This window comes from Alcanivorax sp., from assembly GCF_040119285.1.
Taxonomy (GTDB): Bacteria; Pseudomonadota; Gammaproteobacteria; order Pseudomonadales; family Alcanivoracaceae; genus Alcanivorax.
Map to the genome: position 1 here is coordinate 340,519 of NZ_JBEDTY010000004.1, position 18,652 is coordinate 359,170.

The window sequence follows — 18,652 nt, forward strand, 5'->3', positions numbered from 1 at the left end:
ACGCTAGATGCCGGATGGCTGAGGTAAGAACGCCCGCGCTCGGCGTTTGGCATTGAGTTAATGGCGCGACGCAAGGAGTCTTCATGTCTCATATTTTGATTGCCGGTCTGGGCGACCTGGGCAGCGGCTTGGCCAAACAATTAATTGCAGACGGGCACCGTATCAGTGCCATCCGTCGTGGTGAGCAGGCGCCGGCCGGGGTGGATTTGTATAGCCAAGATTTGACTGCAGGGGCGGCCATGCTACCGCCGGACCCGGTGGATTTATTGGTCATCATCATGACTCCCAGCGAATACAGCGAAGAAGGGTATTTGCAGGCTTTTGTCCGGGCGCCGCTAATGTTATTGGACGCTTTGGGAGGCCAGCAGCCGCTGCCGCCGGTGGTGTTTGTCTCCAGTAGTGCGGTGTTTGGCGAGGTGGAGGGCGTGGTCAATGAACTCACCCCGCCTCGTCCGGAACGCTTTAACGGCAAGGTGTTGCTGGCGGCGGAAGAGGAAATCAGCACCCGTAGCCTGGGCACCGTAGTGCGCTTTACCGGTATCTATGGGCCCGGACGATATCGGCAGATCGACAAGGCGGCCAAATTGGCCCGTGGCGAAGAAAGCCTGCCCGCCCCCCAGTGGACTAATCGGATTCACCGTGACGATTGCGTTGGGCTGTTGCATAGCGTGGTGCTGGGCTGGCTGAATGGGCATGAAATGCCGCCATTGGTGATCGGCACCGACGCGGTAGGCGGTCGCAATCTGGATGTGCTGAAATGGCTGGCGGACCAGCAAGGTCTGACCCTGGCCGTGCCGGATGGCCCCGCGGCGGGCAAGCAGGTGACGAGCCTTTATATCCAGCAGGGCCATTACGCCCTGCAATATCCCGGGTACCAGGACGGCTATGCTCAGGTGTTGGCAGAAAGATAAGCGTCAATCGGTAATACGAGTAGGCGGTATGAATCCAATGCAGTGCCCGCGCCCCCGCTCTTATTCGGAAGCGCGGGCACTGCATTTCAAATAATGAGGTCCTGCCCCGTTTTTTGGGTTGTCGCTTGCGCCTCAGCTTTTTAATCAAAATGGAGCATGAGTAGGCAGAAGCGCATTCCCAGCCAAATCACGCTAAAATCGCCCACCTGTCGGCCGAGAGCTTTATCGTCGATCATTTTTTCGTCGATAGACTTGCCTCCGGCGCTGGCATTAGTAAAGTGTGCGCCTCAATTTTTTCTGTGCTGGCGTGGCTTGGTCCTGATGCGCCGCAAAAGCCCGTAATGGGCGCAATGGAGTAATGCGAATGAGCACGCCGGTTGCCGTGGTAATGGGGTCCCAATCTGACTGGGAGACCATGAAAGAAGCCTGTGACGCCCTGACCCAATTTAATGTGGGTTGGAAGGCCGAGGTGGTCTCCGCTCACCGCACGCCCCAGCGCATGTATGACTTTGCCAAAAGCGCCCACGAAAACGGCTACAAGGTGATCATAGCCGGTGCTGGCGGCGCGGCCCATTTGCCCGGCATGATCGCGTCCCTGACGCCGTTGCCGGTGTTGGGTGTGCCAGTGAAAAGCCGTGCGTTGTCCGGCTGGGACAGCCTCCTCTCCATCGTGCAGATGCCCAAAGGGGTGGCTGTGGGCACCTTGGCCATCGGCGCGGCGGGGGCCTGGAACGCGGGCCTGTTGGCCTGCCAAATGTTGGCGGCAGAGAACTCGGCGCTGCTGCAGGCTATTGCCGACTGGAAGGTTTCTCGTGCGGATGAGGTCCTCGCCAATGCCGAATTGGGCCAGGGTTAACCCTTTTGCGCTGCTCCTTTCCTTGTTTGCTCTGACGGATCTGCTATGAATCGCGTACTTGTTCTTGGTGGTGGCCAGCTTGGCCTGATGATGGCTGAAGCTGCGGCCCGGTTGGGTCTGGTGGTGGATCGTTATGATCCAGAACGGGCCCTGTTGTTGCCGGGTACCTCGGATTTGGCGGTGCCGATCAGTTGGGAGGAATGCCAGGAGCGTTACCCGGTGATTACCGTGGAACGTGAAGCTTTCCCGGAAACCGGCTTTTCCGCCGAACTGGCCCAAAGCGATCGCTGTGTGGCGCGCGGCGCCTTGCAAGTCATCCCCGACCGATTCACCCAGAAAAGCATGCTGGACAAGCTGGGTATCCCCACAGCCCCGTGGGTAACCCTGGACCAGCCTGAAGATCTGACCCGCGCGGTGGCTGAGTTTGGCGGTGTGGTGGTAAAAGCCCGCAGCGGTGGCTATGACGGCCGAGGCACCTGGATCGTCGGCGACGGGAATGATTTGAGTGCGGTGCCCACCGCTGAGCTGGCTGGCAAAGCCATTGTAGAAAAGAAAATTCCGTTTCGGCGTGAGTTATCCATTGTGGGTGCTCGCAGTGTTACCGGAGAAACGCTGTTCTACCCGCTCACCCGAAACTGGCACGTGGATGGCATTCTCCGCCTGAGCTTGGCCCCGGCCAACGCCTGTACGAGCCTCCAAGAGCCGGCGGAAAAAATGCTCAAGGGCATTATGGAAGAGCTGGATTATGCCGGCGTCATGGCGGTGGAATTTTTTGAGGTGGATGGCCAGTTGATGGTCAACGAAATTGCCCCGCGGGTGCATAACTCCGGGCACTGGACCCACGAAGGCGCGGACTGGTCTCAGTTCGATTTGCACGTTCATGCTCTGGCCGGAGTACCGCTGCATGCCTTGAATGTGCATGGGCCCTCCGCCATGGTCAATTTGATTGGTATTCCGTTCGAAAGCGCCTGGTTGCAACACCCCGGCGTAGTGCACTGGTATGGGAAGAGCGTGAGCCCGGGTCGAAAAGTAGGCCACGCCAATCTAGTGGCCTCGTCACTGGAGGATTTGCGCCAAGGCCTGGATGCTTGGGCGGATGTCCTGCCAGAAGGGTATCAGCAGGTGCTGGATGACGAGCTGAATGCTGGTCACTGGTAATGCCCGAGGGTCTGCTGCTTTCCCTGCAAAGCAGAATCCGGCGAAGGAAAATTATGGCAGCCAAGGGGATTCTTGCACTGATGCAGAGGTGTGGAGAACAAGGCCCTTGGATGGACCGGTTGTGAGAGTCAGTATCGCGTTTCTGCCATCCCGGAAAACTGCTTGGCCAAATAGGTAGCGTAGTTGTCGGTCATGCCTGCCAGAAAATCCAGCGCGCGCATGATGCATTGGTACATTCTTTCCTGTTCCGGTAGTTGCTCTAGATCCGCCGGGAAACTGTGCCGACCAATCAAATCGATGATGCGCTCGTGGCGATAGTTTTTTGTGCTATTGCAAGCATGGGATACGGCGGCTTCGATCAAACCATCCAGTAATGCGCCCATCACTTCAAAAGCGCCAATTTCCAGCTCGATTTTGCGGGGGTGTTCGAACACTTTTGAGCGGGAAAGTTGTTTGGCATTTTCCACTACATCACGCACGGCCGGTTCGCAGTGGCTGATCAGGTCGCCTTCCATACGACCCTGTAATAACCGTTCATGGTTGGCCACAAAGGCTTCTACGCCTGCCTCGATAAACCGTTCGATAATTTTGCCGCGTAGCAGGGCGGCTTTGCGGCCATCACGTATATCCGAATGAATCAGTTCGCGCACTTCTTCACTGTCTGGCAGGGCCGGTTGCAGCAAGGCGTACACTTCATCCCAGTGCAGCAGGTCCATTTCCAGCCCATCTTCCAGGTCAATAATGGCGTAGCAAAAATCATCGGCGGCTTCCATCAAGTACGCCAGTGGGTGCCGGCAAAAGCGACCGGGGCTGTGTTGCTGCAGGCCGGTGGCGTGGGCCACTTCATGGAAGGCGTCGGTTTCCGACACAAAAGTGCTGTATTTCCCCGGCTTGCTGCTGGCAGCGCCGGCATCGGCGGATAACCAGGGGTATTTCAGGAAGGTTGCCAAGGTCGCATAGGTGAGCCGCATGCCGCCATCGTACTGGTGGTACTCGCTCTTGGTGATGATGCGAAAGCCCTGTGCATTACCTTCAAAAAAGGTCAGGTCGGTTTGCTGGTGGGCGGGCAGCATATCCAGAAAGCGTTGCCCTCGTTCCTGGAACCAGGCGCGAATAGCCCGCTCACCGGTGTGGCCAAAAGGCGGGTTGCCGATGTCATGGGCCAGGCAGGCAGACTGCACGATATCGCCCAAATCGGTGGCGCTGACGGTACCGGGTAACAGGCCTCTTTCTTGCAGGCGCTCGCCCACACGAATGCCCAAGGTGCGGCCTACGCAAGACACCTCTAATGAGTGGGTCAGACGATTGTGAACGTGGTCATTGGTGGCCAGAGGATGGACTTGAGTCTTGCGGGCTAGGCGCCGAAAGGCGCCGGAAAAAATGATTTTATCATGGTCACGAAGAAAGGCGGTGCGGCCACTTTCATCTTTGGCGGTGCGGCCACCCAGGCGAGCCTTGTTTAGCAGTTGGTGCCAATCCATATCGTAAAAAACCTTCCAGGGGCCTTGAGTCGGGCAGGGTAAAAGCCCACGGTTACTTCACAGCATGTTGCCATGGTCGGTGTTGTTATGCACAACACGATGTACGCAAGCCGAGAGTGGCCACCGACAGGAGGACACATGAATTTGGACAAACCGTTATTAATGCTCGTTACCAGCGCATCAGAAATGGGCGAAAATCAGCAGACGGGTCTGTGGCTGGAAGAGTTCGCAGTGCCCTATTTGTTATTCAAGGAAAACAAAATCCCGGTGGTGGTGGCCAGCCCGAAAGGCGGAAAAATTCCCGTGGACCCGAACTCAGATCCCGATGAAAGTGATAAAAAAGCGTGGGCTGAGGCGATTGATGTTTTGCAGAACACCCGTGAACTGGAGGCGGTGTGGGAAGACGGTTTTGCCGGTGTCTTTGTGCCTGGCGGACATGGCGCCATGTTTGATATGCCGGATAACCCCCTGGTAGCGGCCGTCATGGAGCGAACTTGGGCTCAGGGTGGTTTGCTGGGCGCGGTTTGCCACGGCCCGGCCGCGTTGGTGGGGCTGCGAGACGAGCAGGGCGCACCACTGGTGCAGAATAAAGCAGTGGCCTGTTTCACGAACAGTGAAGAGCGGGAAGTGGGCCTCGATGAGGTAATGCCGTTTCTGTTGGCGTCTCGACTTGAAGGCCTGGGAGCCCAGCTGGATTTGGCGGATGATTTCGCGGCCCACGCAGTTACCGATGGCAAACTGGTCACCGGTCAGAATCCGCAGTCCAGCCGTGTCGTGGCGGAGGCGGTGATTCGCCAGCTCTACAGCAAATGAATAGCGGCTAGCCGCCACGTTAGGCTGGTATCCTCGCAGCCGATAGTCGCTTGCAGTATTGTTAGACGCAGCCTGCCTGTTAGCGGTTTGTACTTGTAGGCATCTCACTTGTTTGCATTCGGGTTTCATCGTCAGGAGAGATCATGGGAATCTATGATTACAGTGCCATCACGTTGAATGGTGAAGAAAAGTCCCTGGCCGATTTCCAGGGCAAGGTGCTGCTGATCGTCAATACGGCCAGCAAATGTGGTTTTACGCCTCAGTACAAAGGGTTGGAGACGCTGTATAAAACCTTGCAACCAAAAGGGCTGGAGATTCTTGGGTTCCCCTGTAACCAGTTTGGCAAACAGGAGCCAGGAGCGGCGGATGAAATTGGTGCCTTCTGTGAAAAAAATTACGGTGTCAGCTTCACCCTGTTCGATAAGGTGGATGTGAATGGGGGAGATGCTCACCCGGTGTATGACTTTCTGAAAAAGGAAGCACCGGGCGTACTGGGTAGCAAGAGCATCAAGTGGAACTTCACTAAGTTCCTGATAAACAAGGACGGCAAGGTGGTGAAGCGTTACGCGCCTACGGACAAGCCGGAAGCGATCCAAAAGGATATTGAAGCGCTTCTGTAGAAAATGGGCTAGCCACACGCAATAGCGCGACCCAGTCATGAACATACGGTAACTCTGCCGCCCACGCTTCGAAAGGTGCGGGCGGGCAGGGTTTTGCAGAGTTTGAAGGCCAAATACGTGGCTTGTCGCTGCCTTTACGCGCGTTTGCGTTTTTCCAGTATCTCAAAAATGCCCATCCCGGCAATCATGGCCGCCACGAAAACGATACCTTTTAGGCTGCCGGTGCCCAGTGCCACCAACGCGGGCCCCGGGCAGAAGCCGGCTAGCCCCCAGCCGATGCCGAACCCCAGCGCGCCAAGAATCAGACGAGCATCCAAGTCACGGCGGCTGGGTATTTTCATAGCCTCACCGCTCCAGGCGTGTTGGCGGCCACGGGCGGTGGCGAAGCCAACGGCGGCGACGACCACTGCACCCCCCATCACCAAGGCCAACGACGGATCCCAGGGGCCGGCCAAATCCAGAAAGGCCAGCACTTTGGCCGGGTTGGCCATGCCGGCCAGCAGCAGCCCGGCGCCAAAAATCAGGCCGCTCAAGAAGGCCGTCAGTAATGATCGATTCACAGGGCGACCCCCAGCAAATGGCGCACCAAGTATACGGTAGCAAAACCGCCGGCCATGAATGTCAGGGTGGCAACCAGTGAACGGGGGGAAAGGCGGGAGACGCCGCATACACCGTGGCCACTGGTGCAGCCCGCACCGTAGCGGGTGCTGATACCAACCAGCAGGCCAGCAGCAATGAGTACAGGCCAGTCAGCCTTGATGATCAGGGGTGGCAGCTCAGCCAGCATGCGCCACAGTAATGGCGCACACAGTAAGCCTAGTAGAAACGCCAGCCGCCAGTGGTTGTCTCCTTGTCCGGTGCGCAGTAGCCCGCCGAGAATGCCGCTGATGCCGGCGATGCGACCGTTGGCATGGAGCAGCAGTAGGGCCGATAGACCGATCAAAAGGCCGCCTGCCAGTGACGACCAAGGCGTAAAACTGTTCCAATCAATGGTCATTGGCGTTCTCGCAGAAGCGTTGATACAGCACTTCCAGTACCGCCAGGGCATCCGGGTTGGCGACCTGATAGAACACCTGCTTGCCTTCCCGGCGGCTATTGACGAGCCCTTCGCGGCGTAATATGCCTAGCTGCTGGGAGAGGGAGGGTTGGTAAACGCCCACTAAGGGCTCCAGTTCACTGACGCTGCGTTCGCCTTCCGCGAGGCGACATAACAGCATCAACCTGTCTGGGTGAGACAGCGCCTTAAGTAGCTGGCTGGCTTCCAGGGCATTGTCGCGTAGGGTGTCGGGATCGATCGTAATCATGAAGCGGATCCAACAATATATAATTAAGTAAAAATTATATTGTTGCCATTCAGAGCTCAAGCCTTTTTCGAATTTTGTTTATGTATTGCAAGGCGGATCAGCCGACGGGAGTGGTAAAAGGCAGCACGCCGTAATAGACCGAGAGAAAATGACAAATACTGCCGCCCATAACAAACAAGTGCCAAATGGCATGATTGAAGGGGATAAAGCGGTCGGCCAAGTAGAAGATCACTCCCACGGTATAGGTGATGCCTCCAGCCAGGATCAGCCAGAAGCCGGTATCGTTGAGCTTGGTGGTCAGGTCGTTGGAGGCGACCACAATCAGCCAGCCCATGGCGAGGTAAATGCCCACGCGCATTAGTTTGAAGCGGTGGCCATACAGCGCCTTCAGGGCGATGCCGGTGAGCGCCAACACCCAGATCACGGCAAACAGAATCCAGCCGGTCTGGCCCCGCAGGTTGACCAGCAGAAAAGGCGTGTAAGTGCCGGCAATCAAACAATAGATGGCGCAGTGATCCAGCATTTTGAAAGCGGCGCGCCACTTCGGGTTGCGCAGACTATGATAGAGCGCGCTGGCGCTGTAGAGCAGAATCAGGCTGGCGCCGAAAATGCTAAAACTGACAATCTTCCAGGGATCGCCCAACAGGCTGGCCGCAACCACCAGGATCACGGTACCGGCAATGCTCAGGGCTGCGCCAATGCCGTGGGTTAGTCCATTGAGCCATTCTTCCAGAATCGAATAGGGAGGTTCCGGATTGGGGGCTTTGGCCATTGCGAGTCTTCTTTCGGTTATGGAGGAGATTGCATCATGCCGAGGCGTCGCCCTGAGTGTAAAGCGCCAAATCGGACAGATGTTCACATTGGATTTGCCTATGTGAGCGATAACACAAAGGTGTCGCCTGCAGAGGAACGTTTGACAAGATGTCCCCTCTAATCTTGTAATCACAAGAGCAGAGGATGCTGGCAAGGCAGCGCTGTTGAAATGCAGTTCTCGAACCCAATGGTATCAAGGAACCCGGCGAGCAGCGGGAACCCTTGGCGCCGCTGGCGAGGACAATACGGGAAAAGGAGACTCTACATGATTGAACACAACAAGCAGGTCGCGGAAGAACTAAGCAAACTATTGGCCGAGAGTTACACGTTGTATCTCAAAACGCACAAGTACCATTGGAATGTGACCGGCCCCATGTTTCATAGCTTGCACCTGTTGTTTGAGCAGCAATATATCGACCTGGCGGAAGCGGTGGACACCATTGCTGAGCGTATTCGTGCGCTGGGCTGGAAGGCACCGGGCAGCTATAGCGAGTTCGCAAAATTGTCCACAGTGCAGGACGCCACTGGCGATCCGGATGCATCGGGTATGATCAAGGAGCTGGCAGAGGACCACCATACTGTGGCCGAACGCGCTAACCGAGTGCTGAAACTCGCCGGTGAACATGAAGATGAAGGGTCTGGCGCGGTAGCCAGTAACCGAATCGAGATTCACGAGAAATCCGCATGGATGCTCTCGGCGCATCTGGGTTAATAAGCCTCTACTGATAGGAATGGGCAATTGCCTGGATAGAGTTAATCGACTTTATTGATTTTTATGGGGCGGCTACTCTTAATCCTGTACTTGAGAGCGTCGCCCTTTCAGTAAGCGGCGTCGATTCTATCTAGGGAGTAAGTGTATGTTTGAGAGTCGTGAAAATCAGTCTGTCCCGGCAGTAACGTTTCGCACCCGGGAAGGCAATGAATGGAAAGATGTCACCTCCGATGACCTGTTCAAAGGCAAAAACGTAGTGGTGTTTGCTTTGCCCGGGGCATTTACCCCCACCTGTTCGTCGACCCACTTGCCGCGGTATAATGAACTGGCGCCCGTACTGAAAGCCAACGGTATAGACGATATTGTCTGTCTGTCTGTGAATGATGGCTTTGTTATGAATGCTTGGGCCGGTGACCAGGCCGCTGGCAACATCCGCTTTATCCCGGATGGTAACGGTGAGTTCACCGACAAGATGGGTATGCTGGTGGATAAGCAGGACTTGGGTTTTGGCCCGCGCAGCTGGCGCTATTCTATGCTGGTGAAAGACGGTGTTATCGACCGCATGTTTATTGAACCCGATAAGGCTGGCGATCCGTTCGAGGTGTCCGATGCGGATACCATGCTGAAATACATCAATGGCGAAGCGGTTCTGCCTAAGCGTGTAACGGTGTTCACCAAGCCGGGGTGTCCACACTGTGCCCGCGCTAAGAAGGCGCTGGCAGATAGCGGCTATGCCTTTGAAGAAATCGAACTGGGGAGCCGTGGGTTGAGCTACAGCTCTCTGGCCGCGGTCACCGGTGCGGGCACCACGCCGCAGATTTACATCGAAGGTGAACGCATTGGTGGCGCTGATGAGTTGGAGGCTTGGCTGCAACAGGGCTAACCCGCAACGTTTCAATGCGAACTTTTCCCCCTTTGGGCCGGCGTCAGCGGGCCCTTTTTTGTGCCGCTGTGCGGCTGCAGCGCCGTTCAGTTTGCATGCTCTATCCGTTAGGCCCGCAGCTGACGAACGTTTATTTATCGCGGTAACGCAATTCCCATATCTCCATTATTCTTGCTCCTGATAAGGTACAAAATTGGTGCGAGGAAAAAAGGTCAACGAGAAATCCCCGCACCTGTGCGATAATTTGGTACTAACAAGTACCGTTTTTAGATCGGAGAGAGCAAGATGCAACGTTTTTGGGTAACCCTGGGCCTAGCGCTGGCCTTGTGGGGCTGTGGAGAAGAGCCCCAGGCCGAGGCCCCCATGCCACAACCGGTGAAGCTGCAGACCGTCAATGGCGGCGATGGCACCTTGCGTCATTATCCAGGCAAGGTGGTGGCTACCGAAGGGTCAGAGTTGGCTTTTCGGGTGTCCGGTCAGCTTGAGCGTCTTCCCGTGCGGGCCGGCGAGCAGGTCAAGAAAGGACAATTGCTGGCAGCGCTTGATCCATCGGACTTTAAAAATCAGTTAGCAGATCGGCAAGCCCAGCACGATTTGGCCGAGAGTCAGTATCAGCGGGGCATCAGCCTGCGTGACCGTGGCGTTATTTCTGAAGCCCAGTTCGATGAAATTGAAGCGAAGCGCCGCCAGTCCCGGGCGGCCCTGAGCTTGGCCCGGGATAATGTGAACTACACTCGCCTGAAAGCGCCCTACGGGGGCACGGTGGCACGCACCGAAGTGGAAAATTATCAATTCGTACAGGCCAAGCAGCCGATTCTTTATTTGCAGGGCGATAAAAATATCGATATCGAGTTTGCTGTTTCCGAGCAATTTTTGACGAACGTGCGCAGAGATGGCGAAGATTATCAGCCGGAAGTGCGTTTCAAGGGGGCTCCGGATACCACCTTCAAGGCCCGTTACAAAGAACATGAAGCCAGTGCCGGGGACCGCACCCAGACCTACATTATCACCCTGACGATGCCTAACCCGGAAGGCATGATGGTGCTGCCAGGAATGAGTGTGGATGTGGAGATTGATCTTAGTCAGATCATGCGCGCCACTGACAAGCCGCCGGTAGTGCCGGCCGCGGCGGTATTCAACCCTGACGGCAACAAAGGTGCCCACGTGTGGAAGCATCAAGAGGATGACACGGTGACCGCCGTGCCGGTTACTCTGGGTGAAGTGGTGGGCGGCGGCGTCCAGATCACCACCGGGTTGCAGCCCGGTGACCGCATTGTGGCGGCCGGAGTCCATCGCCTGAAAGAAGGGCAGGCGGTTCGTGAACTGGTGAAGGAACGGGGCCTGTAAATGAACATTGCCGAGTACAGTATCCGCCACAAGGTGGTGAGCTGGCTGTTCACGCTGATCTTGTTGATTGGTGGGGTAGTGAGCTTTACCCGCTTAGGGCAACTGGAAGACCCGGAATTCACCCTCAAGATTGCCATGGTGGTTACTAACTACGCTGGCGCTTCACCGCGACAGGTGGAAGAGGAAGTGACTTTGCCGGTGGAAAAGGCGATCCAGAGCCTGCCTTATGTGAAAAATGTGACGTCCATTTCTAGCAATGGCCTGTCTCAAGTGCAGGTAGAAATGAAGCCCGAGTACCGGGCCGCCGAGCTCAAGCAGATTTGGGATGAGCTGCGCCACAAGATGACCGACTTGCAGGGTCAGTTGCCTCCTGGTGCGGGGACGATTCAAGTTATTGATGATTTCGGTGATGTATACGGCATTCTTTTGGCCGTGACCGGCGACGGTTACTCCTACCAAGACATGAAAGATTATGCCGACTACCTGACTCGCGAACTGGTGCTTGTAGATGGGGTCGGCAAGGTCACTATTGGCGGGCAGCGACAGGAGCAGGTGCTGGTGGAGCTTTCCCGCTCTCGGTTGGCGTCACTGGGAATCAGCCCTGACCGCATCTTCGGCCTGTTACAAACCCAAAATACGGTGAATCCGGCAGGCAAAGTGCGGGTGGGCGACGAATACATCCGTATTTACCCCACCGGTGAGTTTCCTTCCGTGCAAAGCATGGGCGATTTGTTGATTTCCGAGCCCGGCGCTAGCGAGTTGGTCTACCTGCGCGATGTGGCGAGCATTGAGCGCGGCTATGCGGAAGTACCTCATCACCTGTATCGCTTTAATGGTGGCTCGGCACTGACCATGGGGATTTCCTTTGCCTCGGGTGTAAACGTTGTGGATGTGGGGGCTCGGGTGGACCGGCGCTTGGCTGAGCTTGAGTATCAGCGTCCTGCGGGCATGCAGCTGGCCATGGTCTACAACCAACCCCAAGAAGTCGATAACTCGGTGAGCGCTTTCATGCTCAATTTGGGTGAAGCCGTAGCCATCGTGATCGCGGTGCTGCTGGTGTTCATGGGCGTGCGTTCCGGGATATTGATGGGCAGCGTGTTGCTGCTCACCATCCTTGGCACGTTCATCATCATGAAAGTCATGGCTATCGATCTGCAGCGAATTTCCCTCGGGGCGCTAATCATTGCCCTGGGGATGCTGGTGGATAACGCCATCGTGGTTACCGAAGGCATTCTGGTGGGCATGAAACGCGGGTTGTCCAAGCTGGAGGCGTCAAAAGAAATTGTTCGCCAAACCGTTTGGCCACTGCTGGGTGCCACTGTCATCGCTATTATGGCGTTTGCTCCGATCGGTTTATCGGAGGATGCCACTGGCGAATACAGCAATACCTTGTTCTGGGTATTGCTGATTTCTCTGATGCTCAGCTGGGTGACGGCTATTACGCTGGTGCCGTTTTTTGCCGACCTGTTTTTCAATGAGAAAGACGTGGGAGGTGAAAATGGCGAAAGTGAGGATCCCTACTCTGGCAAAGTGTTTGTCATTTATCGACGCCTGCTGGATCGGGCGATCCATCACCGAGTGATCACCTTGAGCTTTATGAGCGTGCTTTTGGTGGTGGCCGCTGTCGGTTTTGGTTTCGTGAAGCAAGCGTTCTTCCCGCCCTCCAATACCCCCATGTTTCTGGTGGATTACTGGCTACCCCAAGGGAGCGATATCCGTGCTACCCAAGAGGCGGCTGCGCGGTTGGAACATGATTTGCTGGAGATGGATAGTGTGGAGCAGGTGACCACGACTATCGGTCAGGGGGCACAGCGTTTCATGCTGCCCTATATGCCTGAAAAAAGTTATCCCAGCTATGCGCAGTTGATCGTGCAGGTGTCCGATCGGGAACAGATCAATCCGACCCTGGCGGCGACCCGTGAGCTGATTCGCGACCGGCACCTGCAAGCGTTCGCTAAAGTGAAACGCCTGATGATCGGCCCCAGCCCGGCGGCCTCTATTGAAGCCCGCTTCAGTGGTCCAGACCCAAAAGAGCTGCGGGCGCTGGGCGTGAAAGCCCAAGCGATTATGCAGGATGATAGTGGGCTGGAGAGTATCCGCCACGACTGGCGTCAGCAGGAAAAAGTGATTCGCCCCCAGTTCCAGGAAGCTCAGGCCCGCCGAGCCGGGATTACCCGCGAGGACTTGGATAATAACCTGGCACTGAACTTTAGCGGTCGCGATGTGGGCCTGTACCGTGATGGCAGCAAGTTGTTGCCGATTGTGGCGCGGCCGCCAGACGATGAGCGCCTGAGTGCGGATAACCTCAACGATGTACAGGTTTGGTCGCCGGCCTATTCTACCTATATTCCCATCAGTCAGGTGGTCTCGGATTTTAAGACCGAATGGGAAAATGCATTGATCATGCGTCGTGATCGCAAACGAACGCTTACCGTGCAGGCGGAGCCGGATGTGCTTGGTGAGGAGACCGCGGATCAGGTGCTGCGCCGGATTCGCCCGGCCATCGAAGCACTCGAGCTGCCGGCGGGTTACTCCCTCGAGTGGGGTGGGGAATACGAAGCCGCCAAGGATGCTCAGGCTGCGGTATTCGGCAGTCTGCCCATGGGCTATTTGTTCATGTTTATCATTACCATCATGTTGTTCGACGCAGTGCGCTCGCCACTGGTGATCTGGGCCACGGTGCCGTTGGCCATTATCGGTGTGACCTTTGGCCTGCTGGTGCTCAATTCACCGTTTGGCTTTATGGCGCTGCTGGGCTTTCTGAGCCTGTCCGGGATGTTGGTGAAGAACGGTATTGTGCTGGTGGAACAAATCAAGCTGGACCGCGAGACGATGGCGCCGTTCGATGCAGTGGTGTCGGCATCCATTTCGCGGGTGCGACCGGTGTGTATGGCGGCGGTTACCACCATCCTTGGCATGGTACCGTTGCTGTTCGACGCGTTCTTCGAGTCGATGGCGGTGGTGATCATGTTTGGCTTGGGCTTCGCTACCGTGCTGACATTGATCGTGATTCCGGTGCTCTATACGCTCGTCTATGGCATTAAACCTGGTGAGGACCAGCATGTCTGAATAACCTGATACGCCTCACGCCCACGCCTCTTCGCGGCGTGGCGCATGGGGTGTTATGCGGGTTGCCTCTATGTAGGTGTCAGCCTCGCTCCTCTCTGCCACAATGTGCCCGCCTGAGATGATTGATCATCCTGAATTGATGACCCCAAGGAGTGCCGATGTTGCTGGCCATTGCCGCCGTGATTGGCGGGCTGATACTGCTGGTATGGAGTGCCGACAAATTTGTCGAAGGGGCAGCGGGTACGGCGGCCCATGCGGGTATGCCTCCTCTGCTAATCGGTATGCTGATTGTGGGCTTTGGTACGTCTGCCCCGGAGATGGTGGTATCGGCCCTGGCGGCGCTGGAAGGTAATCCGTCGCTGGCGCTGGGTAATGCCTACGGGTCGAATATTTCCAACATTGCCTTGATTTTGGGGGTGGTGGCGGTGATGAGCCCGATTCTGGTGAACTCCGCAATTCTTAAAAAAGAGCTCCCCGTCCTTGCGTTGATTACTTTACTGTCGGGTTATCAGCTGATTGATGGCCATATTTCCCGCATGGACGCTTGGGTGCTGATTGGGGTGCTGGCGGTACTGATGGGGTGGTCTATCTATGCCGCCATGACCGGCAAGGGCGATGTGCTGGCGGGTGAGGTTGAAACCGATTTGGCAGAGCATCCGTTACCGTTGAAGAAAGCCCTGTTCTGGTTGGTGGTGGGGTTGGTTCTATTGGTGGCGAGTTCCCGGGCCTTGGTTTGGGGGGCGGTCTTTATCGCCCACTCTTTAGGGGTCAGCGACTTGGTCATCGGCCTCACTATTGTTGCCATCGGCACCTCGTTGCCAGAGCTGGCCTCTAGTATTGCTGCGGTGCGCAAGGGTGAACACGATATTGCCTTTGGTAACGTGCTAGGCTCGAATTTGTTCAATACGCTGGCGGTAGTCGGTATTGCCGGCGCTATTAAACCCATGTCTGTGGATGCGGGCGTCTTGCAGCGAGATTGGTCCCTAATGATGGGGTTGACGCTGATGTTGTTTATCATGGGTTTTGGCCTGTGGGGTCGTAAGGGCCAGATAACCCGAACCAATGGCATTGGCTTGCTGGTGGTTTATGTGGCGTACATGGGTTATCTGGGCTTTACCATGCTCACGGGTGGTTGATTGTTGATGCATCGTTGGGGCAAAACCGCCGAACGATTACTCCAATAACGAAGTAGAAGGAAGCGCCAGGGTATGCGGGACGCGGGAACATCAGGAAAACTGGAACGGGGGGCTTTCCTGTTCTCCTTGGTGGCGGTCAGTGCCGTTTTTGCCCTGTTGATTCAGCCGTTCTTTGCGCCTATTTTCTGGGCCTGCGCCATCAGCGTGATCTTTTACCCTTTCCATAAACGGTTGCTGGCCCGCTGGCCCGCACGGCGTAATCTTGTGGCCCTGTTCACCTTGCTGCTGTGTGTGGTGCTGGTCGTTATCCCGGTTCTGGTGGTGGCGACCTCGTTCGTCACCGAAGGGGTTGGCTTGTTCCAGAAGGTGCAAAGCGGCGAGATTGATCTGGCCAGCTATATGGACAAGATCAGGCACGCCTTTCCGGGAGTGCAATCTCTGGCAGAGCGTTTTGACGTGGACCTTGAAAAAATCAAGGAACAGGCGGTCAAGGCGTTCACCGGCGCTGGTCAGTTCTTCGCCAAGCGGGCGCTGGCATTGGGGCAGAATACCTTTCAGTTCTTCCTCAACTTGGGCTTGATGCTCTATCTGGCGTTTTTCCTGATCCGCGATGGCGATTCCATGGTGGACATGCTTATTAGGGCTCTGCCTTTAGGCGATGAACGCGAAAAGTTACTGTTTGCCAAGTTCGCTGAAGTCACCCGTGCCACTATCAAGGGTAACCTGCTGGTGGCGATCACTCAGGGGGCCTTGGGAGGGCTGATTTTCTGGTGGCTGGGCATCCCCGGCGCTTTGTTATGGGGGGTGGTGATGGCTGTGCTGTCACTCATTCCTGCGGTGGGCGCAGGGATAATCTGGTTCCCGGTGGCGCTGTATCTGTATGCGGTGGGCGACATGAAAGAAGCCACTATCCTGATTTTATTTGGGGTGTTTGTGATCGGCCTGGTGGACAATATCCTGCGCCCGATCCTCGTGGGCCGTGATACCAAATTGCCGGACTATGTGGTGCTGTTTTCTACCCTGGGTGGCCTGGCCATGTTTGGGATCACCGGGTTTGCCGTGGGCCCCCTGCTGGCCGCTCTTTTTGTCGCGTTTTGGGGGATCTTTATCCGTGAATTTAACGAGGAGGATGTGCCTGGGTTTCCGGCCCAAAGCGAGCCAGACCAATCCTCTTCCGGGAGTGGTCAACGATGATTTTTCTGCGATTGGTGGTGGCGGCATCCGTTGCTGGTTTGTCTGCGTTCGGTTGTGATGAAGACGAGGATATTTTCTCCGATAGCTCACGGCTGTACTTCCATAATCAGCTCACCCAAGTGGGCGGCGGTAGTGAAGACGACATTACCGTGGATTTATTCGTGGATGATCAGAATTCGTCACTGGAAAGTGACGTGGAGTACACAACCCGGGGCAACGTGAGTGCCAACAGCCTAGACCTGGATGATGACAGCCAGTCGGTGGCCTTTGATGCTCGCGGTAGCCGTTCCGGCAGCTCGCTGATCAGCGGCCCGATCAATCGCACTCTTACTGCCGGCAACCGTTACACCGTGGTGCTGATGGGTGATACCACCTTGGATAACCGCCAGCTGAAAACCTTCAGTCATCAGAAAATGGATGTAGCCAGCGGGCAGATTCGAGTTCGCTTTATCAATACTCTGTCGCGCTTATCCGGAGATGAGTTGAGCGTTACCTCAAGCAGTGGCATTCCCGGCGGCCAACCGCTTGTGAGTGGATTGGAATATGCCGATGGCAGCAGCTATGTATCACTCAGTGCTGGCAGTAATCTGACCGTTACTGTCAACAATGAAACTCAGGGCGTGATAATTGATGACGTGAGCTGTAGTGTCAGCAGCGGTCGCAGCTACGACGCCATCATCGCTTATACGGAATTTGATAGCGACGACGACCAGATTTCCCTGTACTGCCAGCCGTTCACAAACTAAACGGCTGGTAGAGCGCTCCCTGAAAAGCCCCCTGAACGGCCAACCAATACCAAAAGTAGGGCATCGGTGTGATTACGATGCCCTTTTGCGTTTTATTCATGCCATGAACCAAACAGTCAGGCACTTCCTTTTTCATTGAAGCCATCCCGGAGCTGGCCTATGGCAACGCCCTTTGCTACTGCGCCACCATTGGAAGGCTAATGACGCTTTCAGGCCATGTCGGCACTGTTAGTTAGTGGCCGGTTTTCGCGAACAATTGGAAATAAGCGGTGATTTGGTCAGGCTTTTGGCATACTCGCGCTTCCATTGAATCAGCGGAGCCCCTGTATGTTTAAGGTTAACGAATACTTCGATGCCAAGGTGGCATCCATTGCCTTTCAAACCGAAACCAAGCCGGCCACCGTCGGCGTCATGTCGGCGGGGGATTATGAATTTGGCACCAGTGAGCACGAAACCATGACCGTGACCAGCGGTGCTCTGACGGTAAAGTTGCCGGGCAGTGCCGACTGGCAGACGTTCGTTGCCGGTGAAACTTTCGAGATTGAGGCTGATCAGAAGTTTCAGGTACAAGTGGCTAGTGATACGGCCTACCTTTGTCTCTATGGCGACTAATCCGATAGATAAGCAGAAGAACAAGAGCGCCTGTTAAAACCGGTGCCAACACCAAGGGGAGCCTGATGTTGTTATTTCCTGCCAGAGATGGTGTCATGCTGCGCGTGCGTTTGCTGGGCCGTGGTGAGCCGGTGTTGATGCTGCATGGCCTGGGAATGCAGGGGCGTGACTGGCTTCCCTTTGTGTTTCCCTTTCTACGCCGTTTCCAATTTGTGATTCCCGATTTGCGCGGTGCGGGGGGGTCTGCCGCAGCCCGTTTCAATCAAGCGGACGTGTTTCACAACCACATGCAAGATATGGAAGATTTGGTCAGTTACCTCGGGCTGCGAGACTTCCTGTTGGTGGGTTATTCTCTGGGTGCCACTACCAGCTTGCACTGGCATGCTCACGGGGACTTTTCTCCGGTGAAACGCTATCTCCATATCGATCAGTCACCGTGCACAGATAACAAGGCGGATTGGCCCCATGGGTTGTTTGGTAAGCGCCAGGAGCACTTCTATGAGCAACTGCGAGAGCTGTTGGTGTTGCTGGACGGTGCCCCGGACCAGGGTAATATTGCCAAGCTGGCGCCGGGCCTGCGCACCGCAGTGTTGTTTCGGCTAACCGATATTCTCGGCCAGATTGCGGGCCGCCGGGGTCTCCATTCCGCGTTCAATGGCTCCGCCTGGTTGTCTCCTTTATGGGCTCGTGTGCTGCCGGTGGTGGAGTTGGCGGATATCCGGGCTTACCTGCATGCTTACCTGTTTGGCGCCCACGATTACCGTTCCTCTGCGGCCAATTTTGGTGTGCCAGCCACAGTGATTACCGGTGCTCGCTCAGCGCTATATCCGCCGCAGGGCCAAGCAGAGTTGGCCCGTCTTATCGGCGCTCGCCAAGTGGTGCTGCCCAGGTCTGGCCATGTACCGTTGATGAGCCAGCCATTGGCGTTCACTCGTGCCCTGGGTGATTTTCTGCGCGAGGGTTGAGTGACGCTATTTTAGGGCCAATAGTGGAGTGC

General features: G+C 56.0%; 19 protein-coding genes. 14 read left to right on the plus strand and 5 right to left on the minus strand.

Going from position 1 to position 18,652, the window contains the following annotated elements:
* Positions 1 to 83: 83 nt before the first annotated feature.
* The 3 genes from ABNH10_RS02560 to ABNH10_RS02570 all read left to right on the plus strand — a co-directional run bounded on the left by ABNH10_RS02560 (position 84) and on the right by ABNH10_RS02570 (position 2,925).
* Entirely contained in the window at positions 84 to 911 is an 828-nt protein-coding gene (locus ABNH10_RS02560; protein WP_349384617.1) for an NAD-dependent epimerase/dehydratase family protein, read from the plus strand.
* A gap of 364 nt (positions 912 to 1,275) precedes the next feature.
* Positions 1,276 to 1,767, plus strand: a complete 492-nt coding sequence (gene purE / locus ABNH10_RS02565) for a 5-(carboxyamino)imidazole ribonucleotide mutase (protein WP_349384618.1) — start codon at positions 1,276 to 1,278, stop codon at positions 1,765 to 1,767.
* 45 nt (positions 1,768 to 1,812) lie between these two features.
* Positions 1,813 to 2,925: a 5-(carboxyamino)imidazole ribonucleotide synthase gene (locus ABNH10_RS02570; RefSeq protein ID WP_349384619.1), complete on the plus strand. Its 1,113-nt coding sequence runs from the start codon at positions 1,813 to 1,815 to the stop codon at positions 2,923 to 2,925.
* Positions 2,926 to 3,053: 128 nt separating this feature from the next.
* Here ABNH10_RS02570 and ABNH10_RS02575 read toward each other — a convergent pair whose 3' ends face one another.
* Positions 3,054 to 4,406: a deoxyguanosinetriphosphate triphosphohydrolase gene (locus tag ABNH10_RS02575; protein ID WP_349384620.1), complete on the minus strand. Its 1,353-nt coding sequence runs from the start codon at positions 4,404 to 4,406 to the stop codon at positions 3,054 to 3,056.
* A gap of 138 nt (positions 4,407 to 4,544) precedes the next feature.
* On the opposite strand from ABNH10_RS02575, the gene ABNH10_RS02580 reads away from it, so the two are divergent.
* Together ABNH10_RS02580 and ABNH10_RS02585 are read left to right on the plus strand one after the other, a co-directional pair.
* Positions 4,545 to 5,219, plus strand: coding sequence for a type 1 glutamine amidotransferase domain-containing protein (locus tag ABNH10_RS02580; RefSeq protein ID WP_349384621.1), 675 nt, complete (start codon positions 4,545 to 4,547; stop codon positions 5,217 to 5,219).
* A 143-nt stretch (positions 5,220 to 5,362) separates the two neighbouring features.
* A complete protein-coding gene (locus tag ABNH10_RS02585) occupies positions 5,363 to 5,839 on the plus strand; it encodes a glutathione peroxidase (protein ID WP_349384622.1) in 477 nt (158 codons plus the stop codon).
* A 134-nt stretch (positions 5,840 to 5,973) separates the two neighbouring features.
* On the opposite strand, the gene ABNH10_RS02590 is transcribed toward ABNH10_RS02585, so the two are convergent.
* The 4 genes from ABNH10_RS02590 to trhA form a co-directional block, all read right to left on the minus strand.
* Positions 5,974 to 6,399, minus strand: coding sequence for a DUF6691 family protein (locus tag ABNH10_RS02590; RefSeq protein ID WP_349384623.1), 426 nt, complete (start codon positions 6,397 to 6,399; stop codon positions 5,974 to 5,976).
* On the minus strand, positions 6,396 to 6,836 hold the full coding sequence (locus ABNH10_RS02595) for a YeeE/YedE family protein (protein WP_349384624.1): 441 nt from the start codon (positions 6,834 to 6,836) through the stop codon (positions 6,396 to 6,398). Before ABNH10_RS02595 ends, ABNH10_RS02590 begins: the two co-directional genes overlap by 4 nt.
* On the minus strand, positions 6,826 to 7,143 hold the full coding sequence (locus ABNH10_RS02600) for a metalloregulator ArsR/SmtB family transcription factor (protein WP_349384625.1): 318 nt from the start codon (positions 7,141 to 7,143) through the stop codon (positions 6,826 to 6,828). The genes ABNH10_RS02595 and ABNH10_RS02600 overlap by 11 nt, the downstream gene beginning before the upstream one ends.
* Before the next feature lie 97 nt (positions 7,144 to 7,240).
* A complete protein-coding gene (gene trhA, locus ABNH10_RS02605) occupies positions 7,241 to 7,915 on the minus strand; it encodes a PAQR family membrane homeostasis protein TrhA (protein ID WP_349384626.1) in 675 nt (224 codons plus the stop codon).
* Positions 7,916 to 8,221: 306 nt separating this feature from the next.
* Between trhA and ABNH10_RS02610 the strand changes: the two genes are divergently transcribed.
* From ABNH10_RS02610 to ABNH10_RS02650, 9 genes are all read left to right on the plus strand, one after another.
* Positions 8,222 to 8,668, plus strand: a complete 447-nt coding sequence (locus ABNH10_RS02610) for a Dps family protein (protein ID WP_349384627.1) — start codon at positions 8,222 to 8,224, stop codon at positions 8,666 to 8,668.
* 145 nt (positions 8,669 to 8,813) lie between these two features.
* On the plus strand, positions 8,814 to 9,551 hold the full coding sequence (locus tag ABNH10_RS02615) for a glutathione peroxidase (protein WP_349384628.1): 738 nt from the start codon (positions 8,814 to 8,816) through the stop codon (positions 9,549 to 9,551).
* Positions 9,552 to 9,836: 285 nt separating this feature from the next.
* Positions 9,837 to 10,898, plus strand: a complete 1,062-nt coding sequence (locus ABNH10_RS02620; RefSeq protein ID WP_349384629.1) for an efflux RND transporter periplasmic adaptor subunit — start codon at positions 9,837 to 9,839, stop codon at positions 10,896 to 10,898.
* Positions 10,899 to 13,967, plus strand: a complete 3,069-nt coding sequence (locus ABNH10_RS02625; RefSeq protein ID WP_349384630.1) for an efflux RND transporter permease subunit — start codon at positions 10,899 to 10,901, stop codon at positions 13,965 to 13,967.
* 158 nt (positions 13,968 to 14,125) lie between these two features.
* Positions 14,126 to 15,103 (plus strand): calcium/sodium antiporter, encoded by a 978-nt coding sequence (locus ABNH10_RS02630; RefSeq protein ID WP_349384631.1) that lies wholly within the window; start codon positions 14,126 to 14,128, stop codon positions 15,101 to 15,103.
* 72 nt (positions 15,104 to 15,175) lie between these two features.
* The gene (locus tag ABNH10_RS02635; protein ID WP_349384632.1) at positions 15,176 to 16,297 is read left to right on the plus strand and encodes an AI-2E family transporter; all 1,122 of its coding nucleotides are present in this window, start codon (positions 15,176 to 15,178) and stop codon (positions 16,295 to 16,297) included.
* Positions 16,294 to 17,043: a DUF4397 domain-containing protein gene (locus tag ABNH10_RS02640; RefSeq protein ID WP_349384633.1), complete on the plus strand. Its 750-nt coding sequence runs from the start codon at positions 16,294 to 16,296 to the stop codon at positions 17,041 to 17,043. The genes ABNH10_RS02635 and ABNH10_RS02640 overlap by 4 nt, the downstream gene beginning before the upstream one ends.
* Positions 17,044 to 17,370: 327 nt before the next feature.
* Complete coding sequence (gene ppnP, locus ABNH10_RS02645) at positions 17,371 to 17,655, plus strand: pyrimidine/purine nucleoside phosphorylase (RefSeq protein ID WP_349384634.1); 285 nt, start codon at positions 17,371 to 17,373, stop codon at positions 17,653 to 17,655.
* A 65-nt stretch (positions 17,656 to 17,720) separates the two neighbouring features.
* On the plus strand, positions 17,721 to 18,620 hold the full coding sequence (locus ABNH10_RS02650) for an alpha/beta fold hydrolase (protein WP_349384635.1): 900 nt from the start codon (positions 17,721 to 17,723) through the stop codon (positions 18,618 to 18,620).
* The last annotated feature ends 32 nt before the right edge of the window (positions 18,621 to 18,652 follow it).

Coding starts and splice junctions, on each gene's coding strand:
- ABNH10_RS02560 (WP_349384617.1), top strand. CDS start 84: ATGTCTCATATTTTGATTGCCGGTCTGGGCGACCTGGGCAGCGGCTTG.
- purE (WP_349384618.1), top strand. CDS start 1,276: ATGAGCACGCCGGTTGCCGTGGTAATGGGGTCCCAATCTGACTGGGAG.
- ABNH10_RS02570 (WP_349384619.1), top strand. CDS start 1,813: ATGAATCGCGTACTTGTTCTTGGTGGTGGCCAGCTTGGCCTGATGATG.
- ABNH10_RS02575 (WP_349384620.1), bottom strand. CDS start 4,406: ATGGATTGGCACCAACTGCTAAACAAGGCTCGCCTGGGTGGCCGCACC.
- ABNH10_RS02580 (WP_349384621.1), top strand. CDS start 4,545: ATGAATTTGGACAAACCGTTATTAATGCTCGTTACCAGCGCATCAGAA.
- ABNH10_RS02585 (WP_349384622.1), top strand. CDS start 5,363: ATGGGAATCTATGATTACAGTGCCATCACGTTGAATGGTGAAGAAAAG.
- ABNH10_RS02595 (WP_349384624.1), bottom strand. CDS start 6,836: ATGACCATTGATTGGAACAGTTTTACGCCTTGGTCGTCACTGGCAGGC.
- ABNH10_RS02600 (WP_349384625.1), bottom strand. CDS start 7,143: ATGATTACGATCGATCCCGACACCCTACGCGACAATGCCCTGGAAGCC.
- trhA (WP_349384626.1), bottom strand. CDS start 7,915: ATGGCCAAAGCCCCCAATCCGGAACCTCCCTATTCGATTCTGGAAGAA.
- ABNH10_RS02610 (WP_349384627.1), top strand. CDS start 8,222: ATGATTGAACACAACAAGCAGGTCGCGGAAGAACTAAGCAAACTATTG.
- ABNH10_RS02615 (WP_349384628.1), top strand. CDS start 8,814: ATGTTTGAGAGTCGTGAAAATCAGTCTGTCCCGGCAGTAACGTTTCGC.
- ABNH10_RS02620 (WP_349384629.1), top strand. CDS start 9,837: ATGCAACGTTTTTGGGTAACCCTGGGCCTAGCGCTGGCCTTGTGGGGC.
- ABNH10_RS02625 (WP_349384630.1), top strand. CDS start 10,899: ATGAACATTGCCGAGTACAGTATCCGCCACAAGGTGGTGAGCTGGCTG.
- ABNH10_RS02630 (WP_349384631.1), top strand. CDS start 14,126: ATGTTGCTGGCCATTGCCGCCGTGATTGGCGGGCTGATACTGCTGGTA.
- ABNH10_RS02635 (WP_349384632.1), top strand. CDS start 15,176: ATGCGGGACGCGGGAACATCAGGAAAACTGGAACGGGGGGCTTTCCTG.
- ABNH10_RS02640 (WP_349384633.1), top strand. CDS start 16,294: ATGATTTTTCTGCGATTGGTGGTGGCGGCATCCGTTGCTGGTTTGTCT.
- ppnP (WP_349384634.1), top strand. CDS start 17,371: ATGTTTAAGGTTAACGAATACTTCGATGCCAAGGTGGCATCCATTGCC.
- ABNH10_RS02650 (WP_349384635.1), top strand. CDS start 17,721: ATGTTGTTATTTCCTGCCAGAGATGGTGTCATGCTGCGCGTGCGTTTG.